Below are 14,188 nucleotides of genomic sequence, written 5' to 3' on the forward strand. Positions count from 1 at the left end.
CCTACAAGTGAACGCATTCCAAAATGTAGGAGTGAGCCTGCTCGCGATAGCGTTCGAAAGAACACTAAAAAATCATGCTGATTGAATAATGCTCAACCGCTCGCCCACAACCATCTCGGTAATCCAGTCCACCAGAATCGAGGTGTAAGCCTGCTGCGACACCGGCTCGCTCAACGCATGATCGGCGCCGTCGATAATCCGGTGCGTCAACGAATGCGTCTGCTGGCACGCCGCGCGGTAACTCATGATCGCCGCGTGGGGCACGTAGTCATCGGTTTCCGACTCCACCAGCAACACATCCCCGGTGAATTGCGAACACGCATGCAGCGCCCGATTGGTGTCCGCGCGCACCAGCGTGCTGCGGTAATCACGCAAATCGGCCTTGTCCAGCTCACGCTTGGGCGTATGCCATTGCTCGTCGCGATACAGCGCCGGAACGCGCAACGCCAGCCAGCGCACCGGGCGCAGCGAGGTGAGGATCGCCGCCAGGTAACCGCCATAACTGGTGCCGACCACGGCGATCGCCGAGGTATCGAGTGCTGGATGCGCGAGCAAGCGGTCATAGGCCGCGAGCAAATCACGCAGGTTATCTTCGCGGGTAACGCGGGTCAGCGGAATCCCGGTGCCGCCGGTATGCCCGCGCAAGTCGAAGGTCAGGCACACACAACCTAGACCGGCAATGCCTTTGGCGCGCTCAAGGTCGCGCTCCTGACTACCGCCCCAACCATGTACAAACAACACCCCCGGCACTTTCGATTTGGGACTGAGAAAGGTCCCGCTCATCTGTTCATCATCAATGTCGATTTGAATGCTTTCGCTTCTAGCCGTCATAGGATTTGACCGTTACGTATTTGAGGAGAAATTCGCTGTTCTCAGCCGGGCCGCGATAGACCTCGATGGCGTCCGCCGGCAGCGGCTGATCGATATAGGTTTCCACCGATGACACGCGAATCGCACGCATCCCCGGATCGTTGACGAAGCTTTGCAACGCCGCGACTTCAGCACTGCTGGCGCCGCCCATGCGCCAGGATTGTTCGAGCACGCCGCTGCGGGATTTACCGTTGCTGTCCAGGCCCTGGGCAATGTCGTAATTGCGTCGCGAGGCGTAGAAGCGTGGGTAAGCCTCATCGGCGGCAGCGTCGAAAACCTGCGCCTGCTCAATGGCCAGACGCACATCGTCGGACAGGTTCAACTTCAGCAGTTCGTCATAATCACCCTGCACCACCAGCAGATTCGAGCCGCCGTAGACCTCTTCGCCGTGGGCATCCTTGGTCAAGTATTGATCACCGCAGTAACTCAGCACCTTATCGCCGATGAATGACTGGCCGACGCTGTGGGTGACCACGTCGCTCAAGTCCTGTTCCAGCACCACACCCTCACTGAACTGTTTTTCAATGTCAGGGCGGGCAAGAATGTCGTCGAAGGCATCAAGGCTCTTGATCACTTCCTGGCCACGACCGGCGCAGGCGTGAACCGGCTTCAAGCGGATCGGGCCGTTGTACAGTAAGTGCTCGGCAGCGGGCCGCGCGTCTTCCAGCGCAAAAACGCTGAGGCCATCAAGGACCACGTTACGCACGCGCTCGGAAAACAATGGCGACCAGCCTTGCGGCGCGTGCGCCAGATGACTGCGCAGGCCGTGGCTGATGGCTTTGGTGCAGATGAAGTCGTGCTCGACGAACCCGCCCCACAGATCCTCCGGTCCCTTGATACCGAGTGCGTGAGCGCTGGCCGGGCCGACAATGGTTTGCGTCGGCAGTAAATACAGATCACGACCCTGGTGTTTTTCAGCGTCATAGCTGCCGCCGAACTTGCACCCGAGAATCTGCGCCAGCCAGCGGGCCAGCGCTTTGTTGGTCTGTACTTCATGTTGTGGCGCGTCGGGACGCACCGAGTGGGCGACGACGATTTTCCTGCGGGGTGTCGAGGTCATGCGTCCCCCTTCCATCGGTTCGATGACTGTAGCGGTGAGAGGTGCAGAGATCAGGCCAATGACCGATCTCCGAAAATTCTAGGCCAATCAGAAACTTGCCAGAATCGTGCTGGCACCACGCCTGTTTCAATCTGCACGACCGCGCGCAAAACCCCGGCAATTTGCACGATCTATAGTCCTGTGGAGTTCAATGTGGGAGCTAGCCTGCTCGCGAAGGCGTCGTGTCAGTCGACATCAAAATTACAGCCCCCACCGCTTTCGCGAGCAGGCTCGCTCCCACATTAGGTGTTCGCCGGTTTAGGGTTTGGGGTCACACCAAACCGCGCCCGGTAATCACTTGGCGCCAGTCCGGTAATCTTCTTGAATATCGCGCGAAACGCCCCCGGATCCTGATACCCAACTGTCCAGGCAATGTGATCGATCGTGCCATTGCTGAACTCGAGCATTTCCCGTGCCTTGCCCACCCGCAAATGCTGGCAGTACTCGGTCGGTTTCAACCCGCTCGCAGCGCGGAACCGCCGTAGAAATGTGCGCTCTTCCAACCCCGCCCGCTCCGCCATCGCCGCCAGGGAAACATCCGTCGCACCGGTGCTTTGCAGCCAATGTTGAACCTTGAGAATCGCCGCATCGCCATGACCGAGAATCGGCGCGAAATTGCTGCCGCATTCACTGGCGCTGTCACTGTGTTCCACCACCAGAAAGCGCGCGGTGCTGGTGGCGATGCTCGGTCCGAGCAACCTGTCGACCAGGCGTAATCCGAGTTCCGACCAAGCCATCAATCCGGCCGTGGTGATCAGGTCGCCGTCATCGACAATCGGCGTATCAGCCTTGAGCTTGATTTTCGGGTAACACTCGGCGAAAGCCTTGGCAGAGGTCCAGTGAGTGGTGGCGCTACGGCCGTCGAGCAAGCCGCTTTCGGCGAGCAGCAGCGAGCCTACGCAAACTCCGCCAAGCGTCGCACCGCGGGCATGCTGATCACGCAACCATTGCGTCAGACCGACCGGCATTTGCGCCGCCGAAAAACCGCCGATCGATGGCGGAATCAGCACCGCCAGCAAAGCGCTGTCGTGCCCTGGATGGCTGGCGTAAATCCGCGTTGGCGACTGATCACCTTCGACCTGCCAATGACTCACGCGCAGTACCGGCAGTTGCGCAGCCTGATGTTCGGCGGCAATCCGGTTGGCCACCGTAAACAGATCGGTCAATCCATGCACCGCCGCCATCTGCGCGCCGGGATAGATCAGCACGCCCAATTCAGCGACGGCGGCCCTTTCTGCGCCCATTGTCAGTTTTCCCCTGTCTATTGTCGGTGCGGCCAATCCTCGAAGCGCTGACCAGGGCCAATACTGAAGCCACTTCCAGCCAATACATCGAGGACACCCCCATGGCCAAGCAAGCGCTCATCGTAGTCGATATCCAGAACGACTACTTCCCCCAAGGCAAGTGGCCGCTGGCCGGTGCTGATGCCGCCGCCGACAACGCCGCCCTGCTGATAGCCGCGTTCCGCGAGGCCGGCGATTCGGTGGTACACATTCGCCACGAATTCACCTCAGCGGACGCGCCGTTTTTCACCCCGGGCTCCGAGGGCGCCAAGCTGCATCCAAAGGTACTCAACCGTGCCGATGAACCGGTGGTGCTAAAGCACTTCGTCAACTCGTTCCGCGAAACCGAACTGCAAGCGATCCTCGACCAACAAGGCATCAAGGAACTGGTGGTGGTCGGCAGCATGAGCCACATGTGCGTTGACGGCATCACCCGTGCGGCGGCGGATCTGGGTTACGCCGTCTCGGTGATTCACGACGCCTGCGCCAGCCGCGACCTGGAGTTCAATGGCCTGACGGTGCCGGCCGCCCACGTCCACGCCGCGTTCATGTCAGCGCTGGGTTTTGCCTACGCCAGCGTGGTATCCACTGACGAATTCCTCGCCGCCACGCGCTGAGTAATATCCTGCAAGAAATCCGGGCCCGCGCTGCAGCGGGCCTTTTTTCGTCTGTCATAAAAATCTCACGCGTGAGCCATTGATGGCACTTTGAATTGGTTGTAGTGTGGCTCACGCGTGAGATGTCCATAACCGAGCCACTGCCATGAAAAGCCGTTCCCCCACCGCGAAGTCAGAGAGTCCCAAGGGAGAGCGCGCGAAACCGTCGGCGAAAAAACCGTCGAGCTTCTATATGAAGCAGATGCGCGCAGGCCTGGCCGCTGCCGGTTATGTGAAACACGAAACTTGGGTGCTTCCCGAAAACCGAAGCTTGCTCAAGCAAATGGAGCAACAGCTACGCCAACCGATTCTGGCTGGCTCTTTCATGTCGGAGAATTACATGAGCGCAGGCAACAACTGGACCATCGATAGCCTCTTCAACGCCCTCAAGGCACTGGACGAGGTGGCTTCGCAAGAGATCACGCTGTCGCTGATCCAGAGCTCCGAACCCAGCATCAAGCTGGAAATGAACGAATTCGGCGGTCTGCCGATTCACATCGCTCTGGCCGGCCAGCAGATCATCGTCGACACCGTGCTGGTGGACATCGATTCGATCAGCGACGTGCACGCCTTCAACGATGCCGTGTTGCGCAGCCGGGAAATGTTCCCGCTGTCGTCGATCGGTATCGAGTCGATGCCGAACGGGCAGACCGTTTACAACATGTTTGGCGCCCTCAGCGCCGACTCGAGCCTGACCAACGTCGTCACCGAGGTGAAAACTCTGGTCGACAACGTGCAGCGCGCGAGCGAAGCCTTCGAACACTTCTTCAAGTAATCAACAGGGAATATCCAATGACTCAGTCCATCTGGAGCAAGTTGTTCACCGCACTGCGCGGCGGCGCCAATGAAGTCGGCGAAGCGATTGCCGACCAACAGGCCCTGCGCATCCTCGATCAGGAAATCCGTGACGCCGACAGCGCACTGTCGAACGCCCGTCGCGAATTGGTCACCATCATGGCCAAACACAAACTGGCCGCCGACCGCGTAAGCGAGTACGACGCCAAGATCAGGGATCTGGAAGCCAAAGCCGTCTCGGCGCTGAACGCCGGCCGTGAAGACCTGGCAATGGAAGTGGCCGAAGCGATTTCGACCCTGACCAACGAGCTGGATGTCGAGAAAAAGCAGAGCGACGAGTTCGGCACTTACGCCGAAAACATGCGCAAAGACATCAGCAAAGCCGAGTCGCGCATCAAGAGCCTGCGCCAACAAGTGGACATGGCCAAGGCCCGCGAAAGCGTGCAGAAAGCCCAGGTCAGCGCCTCCATCGCCAGCGGCGGCGCCAATGGCAAACTGGAAACCGCCGTCGGTACGTTGAACCGTCTGCAGGCCAAGCAGCAGCAACGCGCGGCTGAACTGAGCGCTGCCGACGAACTGGCCGACGCTTCGACCGGCAACGATCTGGAACGCAAACTGCGCGACGCCGGCATCACGCCGAACGAAGGCAGCGCCAATGCGATTCTTGAGCGTCTGAAGCAAAAGTCCGCTCAGTAAGCACTGCGCAAAAAAACCGTGGGAGCGAGCTTGCTCGCGAAAGCGGCGTATCAGTCGACATCGTTGTTGACTGATACGCCCTCTTCGCGAGCAAGCTCGCTCCCACATGGTTTGCGGCGTGTCGTTCGCCGCTGAGCCCGGTACACTAGCGACGCTTTTTCGCCGACGAACACTTCCACCCGCTTCAAGGAACGTACCCATGGGATGGTTTAAAGACTTGCTGGGCACCAGCAACTGGCAGACCGCTGCGCCAACACCGACCGTTGCCAGTGGCCCACTCGGCATGGCCCAAGGCAAGGCTGTCAGGTTCGATACGACGCTGGCGCTGTTGCTCGATGGCTCGACCACAGTGCGAGTGCCCTTCGATCAGGCGATCTGGAGCCACGGCTGGGTCGACCTCGGCCAGTCCAATAAACTGCACCGCTATTACATGAACGACGAGGATTTCTGGCTGCAGATCCACGTCACCGGTGACGATCAGATCGAATCCGTCACCCTGTTCAACTACCTCAGTTACGTGACCGTCAACAGTGACGCCGAACTGCAGCGCCTGGCCGGCCCCGACAGCCAGATCGGCTTGCCCGGTTACAACCACGACGGTGTCGAATACAGCCGTGAGTGGGGCACCGAACAAGGCCAGACCGAACTTGTGCCGATGACCGAACAGGTGGTCAATCCGGACGAGAGCTACACCATCGAACATCACTCAATGCTTTATGCGCGCGAGACCGGCCTGACCGATCGCCGCGAATTGCTGCTGTTCTCCGTCGAACAGGACGAAGAAGGCACCGTCAGCCTGAGCACCTCGCTGGGCATTTCGCTGTACACGACAGATCTGAGCACCATTTAAAAAAGGAAGTTTTTCATGCTGGAAGTGCTGGCCGTTTCCCTGAACAAAACCGCACTGGTCGGTTTCGTCGTCTATCTCATCGGCGCCGTACTGCTGTTCATGCTGTTTCAATTCGTCTACACGCGCATCACCCCGCACAAGGAATTCGAGCTGATTCGCTCCGGCAACGTTGCCGCTGCCATCGCCCTGTCCGGCGCGATCATCGGCTTCGCGATTCCGGCCAGTAACGTGATTGCGTTTTCGGTCAACGTCCTCGACTTCGTACTGTGGGCAGTGATTGCCGCCGTGGTGCAACTGCTGGCATTCCTCGCCACGGGTCTAGTGCTCAAAGGCACCTCCCAGCGCATCGCCAACGGTGAAGTGGCTTCGGGTATCTATGTTGCTGCGGTCGCGATCAGCGTCGGCATGCTCAACGCCGCGTGCATGACACCGTCCAACTGATCGGCAGGAAGCCTTAGATGAAACGCAGCAAATACGTTCAGTTGTCCCTCGCCGCCTCGGTGGCCATGGCCATTTCCGGCCAGGCGACAGCCGCGGATCAACCACGCAGTTTCCAGAATGTGGAACAGTGCGTCGACGCCGAAGTGGCCGCCGATGTCTGCTCCAACGCCTACGTCGCCGCCCTGACCGAACACCGGCGCATTGCCCCGGCGTACGACGACAAAGCCAAGTGCGACGCGGACTTTGCCGCTGACTGGTGCCAAAAGAATTCTGACGGCCGCTTCGCGCCGAAACTCGGCGGCTTCAAAGTGCCTGCGAGCGGTGAGCCGGCGCAGAACCTCGACGCCATCGCCGATGCTCAAATGCCTGCCGGTGACACGACAGCGCAGCATGTGCAAAGCACTTCGCATGTCTCCAGCGGTGGTGGCGGCGGAGGCGGAAATGGCTGGCTGACCGGTTGGCTGATCGGCAACGCGATGAGCAACAACGCCGAGCGCACGGTTTACCGCGATCGCGAAACGCGCCAGCCGTACAACACCTCGACGCAGTACCGCAGAGCCGAAACCACGACGCGCAGCCAAACGGATTACGAAAGCAGCAAAAGCAAACCGGTCAATGTGGCCTCATCGACGTCACGCGGCGGCTTCGGCAGCCAGTCCAGTGCCCGCAGCGGCTGGGGTGGTTGGGGCAGCAGTTCTGGTCGTTCGAGCAGCTGACGATGAAGAAGATCCTCTGCGCCGAGCGGCCTGACTGGAAACAGACTGCCGAAAGCCTCGGCTTCATGTTCCACACCATCGACGACGAGCCGTACTGGGACGAAAGCGCGTACTACCAGTTCACGCTCGCGCAAATCGAAAACGATCTTGAGGACCCGACCACCGAACTGCACGAGATGTGCATGGACCTGGTCGACCGCGTGGTCAACAGCGAAGAGTTGCTGGATCGCCTGAGCATCCCGACGCCGTACTACGACATGATCCGCACGTCCTGGCGGGAAGGTCATCCGCATCTGTACGGGCGCATGGACTTTTCCTACAGCGGCGACGGCCCGGCGAAATTGCTGGAACTCAACTACGACACGCCGACCAGCCTCTACGAAGCGGCGGCTTTTCAGTGGGGCTGGCTGGAACAATGCATCGAGCGCGGCACGCTGCCGCGCCATGCCGACCAGTTCAACAGCATCGACACCCAGTTGCATAAGGCCTTCGCCGAGCTGCAACTGAAGCGGCCGTTCTACTTCGCTTCGATGAGAGACTCGGTCGAGGACAAGGGCACCACGGATTACCTGCGCTTGATCGCCGAAAAGGTCGGCATCGAATCAAGGCACATCGATATCGAAGACATCGGTTTGACCGCTGAAGGGCGTTTCGTCGACCTGGAAGATCGCTGGATCCCGCACCTGTTCAAGCTGCACGCCTGGGAATTCATCTTCCACGAGCCGTTCGGCGCGGCGATTGCCGAGTGCGATACGCAGTTTTTCGAACCGGCGTGGAAGGCGATCCTGTCGAACAAGGGCGCGTTGCCGCTACTGTGGGAGCTGCACCAGGGCCATCCGAATCTGCTGGCGGCGCATCTCGATCCGAATCCGGCCAGCGCCGTGCCCAAGGGATGGGTACGCAAGCCGTACTTCTCCCGCGAAGGCGCCAACATTGAGCTGCAAACGGCAGACGGTCTGATCGTCAAAGAGGATGGGCCCTACACGGATGCGCCATTTATCCTGCAGGAATTTGCACCGCTGCCGAAATTCGGCGACAGCTACACGCTGATCGGTTCCTGGGTGATTGGCGATCAGGCTGCGGGGATTGGTGTACGGGAAGACAACAGCCTGATCACCAAAGATTCCAGCCGCTTTCTGCCGCACCTGATCCTCGACTGAACCACTGATATCCCTGTGGGATTTGGGATAACCGCAGACGAAAAAAAGCCCCACAAAAAAGGCCCGTCGCTTCAGCGACGGGCCTTTTTACTTAGAACGGGTGCAGCGACAAATCAGAACGGGATATCGTCATCAAAGCTGTCGAAATCCGGAGCCGGTTGCGGTGCGGCCTGCTGTGGAGCCGGGGCCGAACGCTGCTGTGGAGCCGACTGCTGCGGACGCGGTGCCTGCTGACGTGGAGCCGGAGCCGACTGCTGGTAGTTGTTGCCACCGCCTTGTTGGTCGCCCTGTTGTGGACGGCCGCCGAGCAGTTGCATGGTGCCTTGCATGTCGACCACGATTTCGGTGGTGTAACGCTTGATACCGTCTTTTTCCCACTCGCGGGTCTGCAGCTTGCCTTCGATGTAGACCTGCGAACCTTTACGCAGGTATTCGCCAGCGATTTCAGCAACCTTGCCGAACATCGAAACACGGTGCCATTCGGTCTTCTCGACCTTCTGACCGGTTTGCTTGTCGGTCCATTGTTCGCTGGTGGCCAGACTCAGGTTGGTCACGGCGTTACCGTTAGGCAGGTAGCGAACTTCGGGATCCTGGCCGCAAGTGCCGACCAATATGACTTTGTTAACCCCACGGGCCATAACGTTCTCCTAGGCTTCGCAAGCAGCCCCGGCCGGGTTGTTCACCAGGCGTTCGAGGGTGTCGCGATCCACTAATTCTTTGTCCAGTTTGATGTAAACAGCCGCTTCGTCAGCAACTATCACTGCATCGGTTACCCCTACGAGGGCCTTGAGGCGCTCGACCAGACCCGCTTCGCGGATCGCCTCGGGCGACAACGGCAAGCGCAGGCTCGTCACGTAGGGAGGTTCACGCATGGTAACAGCAAAGGCCAACCAAAGTGCAGCCAGCCCGGCACATCCAAGGAACACAACCGACAGACCGCCATGCTGAAACAGCCAGCCGCCGAGTATCCCGCCGAGTGCCGAACCAAGGAACTGGCTGGTGGAATACACGCCCATGGCCGTGCCCTTTCCGCCCGCCGGTGAAACCTTGCTGATCAGCGACGGCAATGAAGCCTCCAGCAGATTGAACGCGGTGAAGAACACCACCGTACCAATCACCAGAGCCCGCAGGCTGTCGCCGAACTGCCAGAAGAATAGCTCAGTCAGCATCAGCGTCAGGACGGCGCCGAGCAAAACTCGTTTCATTTTGCGTTTCTTCTCGCCATAGATGATGAACGGGATCATGGCGAAGAACGAAATCAGCAGCGCGGTGAGGTAGACCCACCAGTGCTGCTCCTTGGGCAAACCGGCTTTTTCGACCAGCGCCAGGGGCAATGCGACGAAGCTCGACATCAGCATCGCATGCAACACAAAGATACCTAAATCGAGGCGCAGCAAGTCTGGATGCTTGAGCGTTGGCATCAAGGCCTGACGCGCCACGCCGGATTCACGATGCTGCAACGGCCCGGTGGAACGCGGCACCATGAACATGATGATGGCGATACCGACCAATGCCATGGCACCGGTGGCGAGGAACAGTCCGGACAGACCGAAAGCGCGGGTCAGCAAAGGCCCGACGACCATGGCCACGGCAAACGACAAACCGATGGTCATGCCGATCATCGCCATCGCCTTGGTGCGGTGCTGTTCGCGGGTCAGGTCGGAAAGCAGCGCCATGACCGCAGCGGAAATCGCCCCGGCACCTTGCAGGATCCGCCCGGCGATTACGCCCCAGATCGAATCGGCCTGAGAGGCCAGCACGCTGCCAAGCGCGAAGACGATCAGCCCGAGGTAAATCACCGGACGACGGCCAATGCGGTCGGAAATGATCCCGAACGGAATCTGGAAAATCGCCTGGGTCAGGCCGTAAGCGCCGATAGCCAAGCCGATCAGGGCCGGGGTCGCGCCTGCCAGGTCCATGCCGTAGGTCGCCAGTACCGGCAACACCATGAACATGCCCAGCATACGGAAGGCGAACACCAGGGCCAGACCGCTCGCCGCGCGGGTCTCGCTGCCACTCATGCGTTCGCTGTGGGGATCGTGCATGGAAAAACCTCGTGTGAACCGGCGGCGATTCTACCAGTCCCATCGGTAGACGGGGTATATCGCGACGCTTTGACGCGTATAGATGAAACTCTCTTCATCCAGGGTAAAAAACCCTTCGTTTGATAGTGTGCATCCATCCAGTATTTGGCCGTATACTCCTACGTTTTCGACGCCCGCCGAGCGAGGCCACTTTGGACAAGATCCTGATACGTGGGGCCCGTACCCACAACCTGAAGAACATCGACCTGACCCTGCCACGGGACAAGCTGATCGTCATCACCGGCCTGTCCGGATCCGGCAAGTCGTCCCTGGCCTTCGACACACTGTACGCCGAAGGTCAGCGCCGCTATGTCGAATCGCTGTCGGCCTACGCCCGCCAGTTCCTGTCGATGATGGAAAAACCCGACGTCGACACCATCGAAGGCCTGTCGCCGGCGATCTCCATCGAACAGAAGTCGACCTCGCACAACCCGCGCTCCACGGTCGGCACCATCACTGAAATCTACGACTACCTGCGTTTGCTTTATGCACGCGTGGGTACGCCGCGCTGCCCGGATCACGATATTCCGCTGGAAGCGCAGACCGTCAGCCAGATGGTCGACCTGGTGCTGGCGCAACCGGAAGGCAGCAAACTGATGCTGCTGGCGCCGGTGATCCGCGAGCGTAAAGGTGAACACCTGTCGGTCTTCGAAGAGCTGCGCGCCCAAGGTTTCGTCCGCGCCAGGGTCAACGGCCGGATCTGCGAACTCGACGAGCTGCCGAAACTGGATAAACAGAAGAAGCACTCGATCGATGTGATCGTCGACCGCTTCAAAGTACGCGCCGACCTGCAACAGCGTTTGGCGGAGTCCTTCGAAACCGCGCTGAAGCTGGCTGACGGTATCGCCCTGGTCGCGCCGATGGACGATGAGCCGGGCGAAGAAATGATCTTCTCCGCCCGCTTCGCTTGCCCGATCTGCGGGCATGCAATCAGCGAACTCGAACCCAAACTGTTCTCCTTCAACAACCCGGCCGGCGCCTGCCCGACGTGCGATGGTCTGGGGGTAAAGCAGTTCTTCGACATCAAGCGATTGGTCAACGGTGAGCTGACGCTGGCCGAAGGTGCGATTCGCGGCTGGGACCGGCGTAACGTCTATTACTTCCAGATGCTCGGCTCACTGGCCTCGCACTACGGCTTCAGCCTGGAAGTGCCGTTCAACGATCTGCCGGCCGATCAGCAGAAATCCATCCTGCACGGCAGCGGCTCGCAGAACGTCGACTTCAAATACCTCAACGACCGCGGCGATATCGTCAAACGTTCGCACCCGTTCGAAGGCATCGTGCCCAACCTCGAGCGTCGCTACCGCGAGACCGAGTCGGCGAGCGTGCGTGAAGAGTTGGCCAAGTTCCTCAGCACTCAGTCGTGCCCGGACTGCCGTGGCACGCGCCTGCGTCGCGAAGCGCGCCACGTGTGGGTTGGCGAGAAGACATTGCCGGCAGTGACCAATCTGCCGATCGGCGATGCTTGCGAATACTTCGGCCAACTGAAGATGACCGGCCGCCGTGGCGAGATCGCGGACAAGATTCTCAAGGAAATCCGTGAGCGTCTGCAGTTCCTCGTCAACGTCGGTCTCGATTATCTGTCGCTGGATCGCAGCGCTGACACCCTTTCCGGTGGTGAAGCACAACGTATTCGTCTGGCCAGCCAGATCGGCGCAGGCCTGGTGGGTGTTTTGTACATCCTCGACGAACCGTCCATTGGCTTGCACCAGCGTGACAATGATCGACTGCTCGGCACTCTCAAGCACCTGCGCGACATCGGTAACACGGTAATCGTGGTCGAGCACGACGAAGATGCGATTCGCTTGGCTGACTATGTCGTCGATATCGGCCCCGGCGCTGGCGTACACGGTGGGCAGATCGTTGCCGAAGGTACGCCGGCTGAAGTCATGGCGCATCCGGATTCCCTGACCGGTAAATACCTGTCGGGCCGGGTGAAGATTGAAGTGCCGGCCAAACGTACGCCACGTAACAAGAAGCTCAATCTGTCGCTGAAAGGCGCGCGCGGCAACAACCTGCGTAATGTCGACCTCGACATCCCGATTGGCTTGCTGACGTGCGTCACCGGCGTGTCCGGCTCGGGCAAATCGACGCTGATCAACAACACGCTGTTCCCGCTGAGCGCCACGGCGCTCAATGGTGCGACCACGCTGGAAGCGGCTGCGCACGACAGTATCAAAGGCCTGGAGCATCTCGACAAAGTCGTCGATATCGACCAGAGCCCGATTGGCCGAACGCCGCGCTCCAACCCAGCAACGTACACAGGGCTGTTCACGCCGATCCGTGAACTGTTCGCCGGCGTGCCCGAGTCGCGCTCCCGTGGTTACGGCCCGGGACGTTTCTCGTTCAACGTCAAGGGCGGTCGTTGCGAAGCGTGCCAGGGCGATGGCCTGATCAAGGTGGAAATGCACTTTCTGCCGGACATCTACGTACCGTGCGACGTGTGCAAGAGCAAGCGTTACAACCGCGAAACCCTTGAAATCAAATACAAGGGCAAGAGCATCCACGAAACCCTCGAAATGACCATCGAGGAAGCCCGGGAGTTCTTCGACGCGGTGCCGGCACTGGCGCGCAAGCTGCAAACGTTGATGGATGTCGGTCTGTCGTACATCAAGCTCGGACAGTCGGCGACCACGTTATCCGGCGGCGAGGCACAGCGGGTCAAGCTGTCTCGCGAGCTGTCCAAGCGCGACACTGGCAAGACCCTGTATATCCTCGATGAGCCGACTACCGGTTTGCACTTCGCAGATATTCAGCAGTTGCTCGACGTCCTGCATCGCCTGCGCGACCACGGCAACACGGTGGTGGTGATCGAACACAACCTCGACGTGATCAAGACGGCCGACTGGCTGGTCGATCTCGGACCTGAGGGTGGTTCCAAAGGTGGGCAGATCATTGCCACCGGTACACCGGAAGAAGTGGCCGAGATGAAGCAATCTCATACTGGTCATTACCTCAAACCGCTGCTGATCCGCGATCGGGCGTAAACGCCAGACATGAAAAAGCCCCTGTCACTTCATCAGTGACAGGGGCTTTTTTGTATCGATTGCAATCAGGAAGTGTGAGATTGCAGGTAGTTCTCAAGGCCGATCAGCTTGATCAGGCCCAACTGCTTTTCCAGCCAGTAGGTGTGATCTTCTTCCGTGTCATTGAGCTGAACCCGCAGGATCTCGCGGCTGACATAGTCTTTGTGCTGCTCGCACAACTCGATGCCTTTACACAGGGCAGCGCGGACCTTGTACTCAAGACGCAGATCGGCTTCGAGCATCTCCGGCACCGTGGTGCCAACGTCCAAGTCATCCGGACGCATGCGCGGCGTACCTTCGAGCATCAGAATCCGGCGCATCAACGCATCAGCGTGACCTGCTTCTTCTTCCATCTCGTGATTGATTCGCTCGTAGAGCTTGGTGAACCCCCAGTCCTCATACATCCGCGAATGAACGAAATATTGGTCACGCGCGGCCAGTTCGCCGGTCAGCAACGTGTTGAGGTAATCGATAACGTCTGGGTGGCCTTGCATCGCCCTACATCTCCCTAC

General features: G+C 59.5%; 14 protein-coding genes. 8 read left to right on the forward strand and 6 right to left on the reverse strand.

Features of this window, described 5'->3' with window-relative positions; translation table 11 throughout:
* Positions 1 to 72 precede the first annotated feature (72 nt).
* The 3 genes from AC3IUF_RS26555 to AC3IUF_RS26565 all read right to left on the reverse strand — a co-directional run bounded on the left by AC3IUF_RS26555 (position 73) and on the right by AC3IUF_RS26565 (position 3,213).
* A complete protein-coding gene (locus AC3IUF_RS26555) occupies positions 73 to 831 on the reverse strand; it encodes an alpha/beta hydrolase family protein (RefSeq protein WP_007917206.1) in 759 nt (252 codons plus the stop codon).
* A complete protein-coding gene (locus tag AC3IUF_RS26560) occupies positions 821 to 1,930 on the reverse strand; it encodes a DUF3182 family protein (RefSeq protein ID WP_489279735.1) in 1,110 nt (369 codons plus the stop codon). Before AC3IUF_RS26560 ends, AC3IUF_RS26555 begins: the two co-directional genes overlap by 11 nt.
* 281 nt (positions 1,931 to 2,211) lie before the next feature.
* Entirely contained in the window at positions 2,212 to 3,213 is a 1,002-nt protein-coding gene (locus AC3IUF_RS26565) for a GlxA family transcriptional regulator (protein WP_414895105.1), read from the reverse strand.
* 101 nt (positions 3,214 to 3,314) lie between these two features.
* Here AC3IUF_RS26565 and AC3IUF_RS26570 point away from each other — a divergent pair, with 101 nt between their 5' ends.
* The 7 genes from AC3IUF_RS26570 to AC3IUF_RS26600 all read left to right on the forward strand — a co-directional run bounded on the left by AC3IUF_RS26570 (position 3,315) and on the right by AC3IUF_RS26600 (position 8,566).
* Positions 3,315 to 3,869, forward strand: a complete 555-nt coding sequence (locus AC3IUF_RS26570; RefSeq protein WP_489279736.1) for a cysteine hydrolase family protein — start codon at positions 3,315 to 3,317, stop codon at positions 3,867 to 3,869.
* Between the two features lie 145 nt (positions 3,870 to 4,014).
* Complete coding sequence (locus AC3IUF_RS26575; RefSeq protein WP_007917215.1) at positions 4,015 to 4,683, forward strand: YjfI family protein; 669 nt, start codon at positions 4,015 to 4,017, stop codon at positions 4,681 to 4,683.
* Between the two features lie 17 nt (positions 4,684 to 4,700).
* Complete coding sequence (locus AC3IUF_RS26580) at positions 4,701 to 5,399, forward strand: PspA/IM30 family protein (protein ID WP_123375840.1); 699 nt, start codon at positions 4,701 to 4,703, stop codon at positions 5,397 to 5,399.
* Between the two features lie 199 nt (positions 5,400 to 5,598).
* Complete coding sequence (locus tag AC3IUF_RS26585; RefSeq protein ID WP_007917219.1) at positions 5,599 to 6,249, forward strand: DUF2491 family protein; 651 nt, start codon at positions 5,599 to 5,601, stop codon at positions 6,247 to 6,249.
* A 15-nt stretch (positions 6,250 to 6,264) separates the two neighbouring features.
* Positions 6,265 to 6,690: a DUF350 domain-containing protein gene (locus AC3IUF_RS26590; RefSeq protein ID WP_007917221.1), complete on the forward strand. Its 426-nt coding sequence runs from the start codon at positions 6,265 to 6,267 to the stop codon at positions 6,688 to 6,690.
* A gap of 17 nt (positions 6,691 to 6,707) precedes the next feature.
* A complete protein-coding gene (locus AC3IUF_RS26595; protein WP_489279739.1) occupies positions 6,708 to 7,406 on the forward strand; it encodes a DUF1190 domain-containing protein in 699 nt (232 codons plus the stop codon).
* Between the two features lie 2 nt (positions 7,407 to 7,408).
* Positions 7,409 to 8,566 (forward strand): glutathionylspermidine synthase family protein, encoded by a 1,158-nt coding sequence (locus tag AC3IUF_RS26600; protein ID WP_007917223.1) that lies wholly within the window; start codon positions 7,409 to 7,411, stop codon positions 8,564 to 8,566.
* A 113-nt stretch (positions 8,567 to 8,679) separates the two neighbouring features.
* Here AC3IUF_RS26600 and AC3IUF_RS26605 read toward each other — a convergent pair whose 3' ends face one another.
* Complete coding sequence (locus AC3IUF_RS26605; RefSeq protein ID WP_008081898.1) at positions 8,680 to 9,204, reverse strand: single-stranded DNA-binding protein; 525 nt, start codon at positions 9,202 to 9,204, stop codon at positions 8,680 to 8,682.
* Positions 9,205 to 9,213: 9 nt separating this feature from the next.
* Positions 9,214 to 10,611, reverse strand: coding sequence for an MFS transporter (locus AC3IUF_RS26610; RefSeq protein ID WP_007950096.1), 1,398 nt, complete (start codon positions 10,609 to 10,611; stop codon positions 9,214 to 9,216).
* Between the two features lie 191 nt (positions 10,612 to 10,802).
* Here AC3IUF_RS26610 and uvrA point away from each other — a divergent pair, with 191 nt between their 5' ends.
* Positions 10,803 to 13,637 (forward strand): excinuclease ABC subunit UvrA, encoded by a 2,835-nt coding sequence (uvrA, locus tag AC3IUF_RS26615; protein WP_007918441.1) that lies wholly within the window; start codon positions 10,803 to 10,805, stop codon positions 13,635 to 13,637.
* A gap of 65 nt (positions 13,638 to 13,702) precedes the next feature.
* Here the strand turns inward: uvrA and bfr are convergent, their stop codons facing one another.
* The gene (gene bfr, locus AC3IUF_RS26620) at positions 13,703 to 14,170 is read right to left on the reverse strand and encodes a bacterioferritin (protein WP_007918444.1); all 468 of its coding nucleotides are present in this window, start codon (positions 14,168 to 14,170) and stop codon (positions 13,703 to 13,705) included.
* Positions 14,171 to 14,188 lie beyond the last annotated feature (18 nt).

It is taken from the genome of Pseudomonas sp. KH_040 (assembly GCF_057839305.1).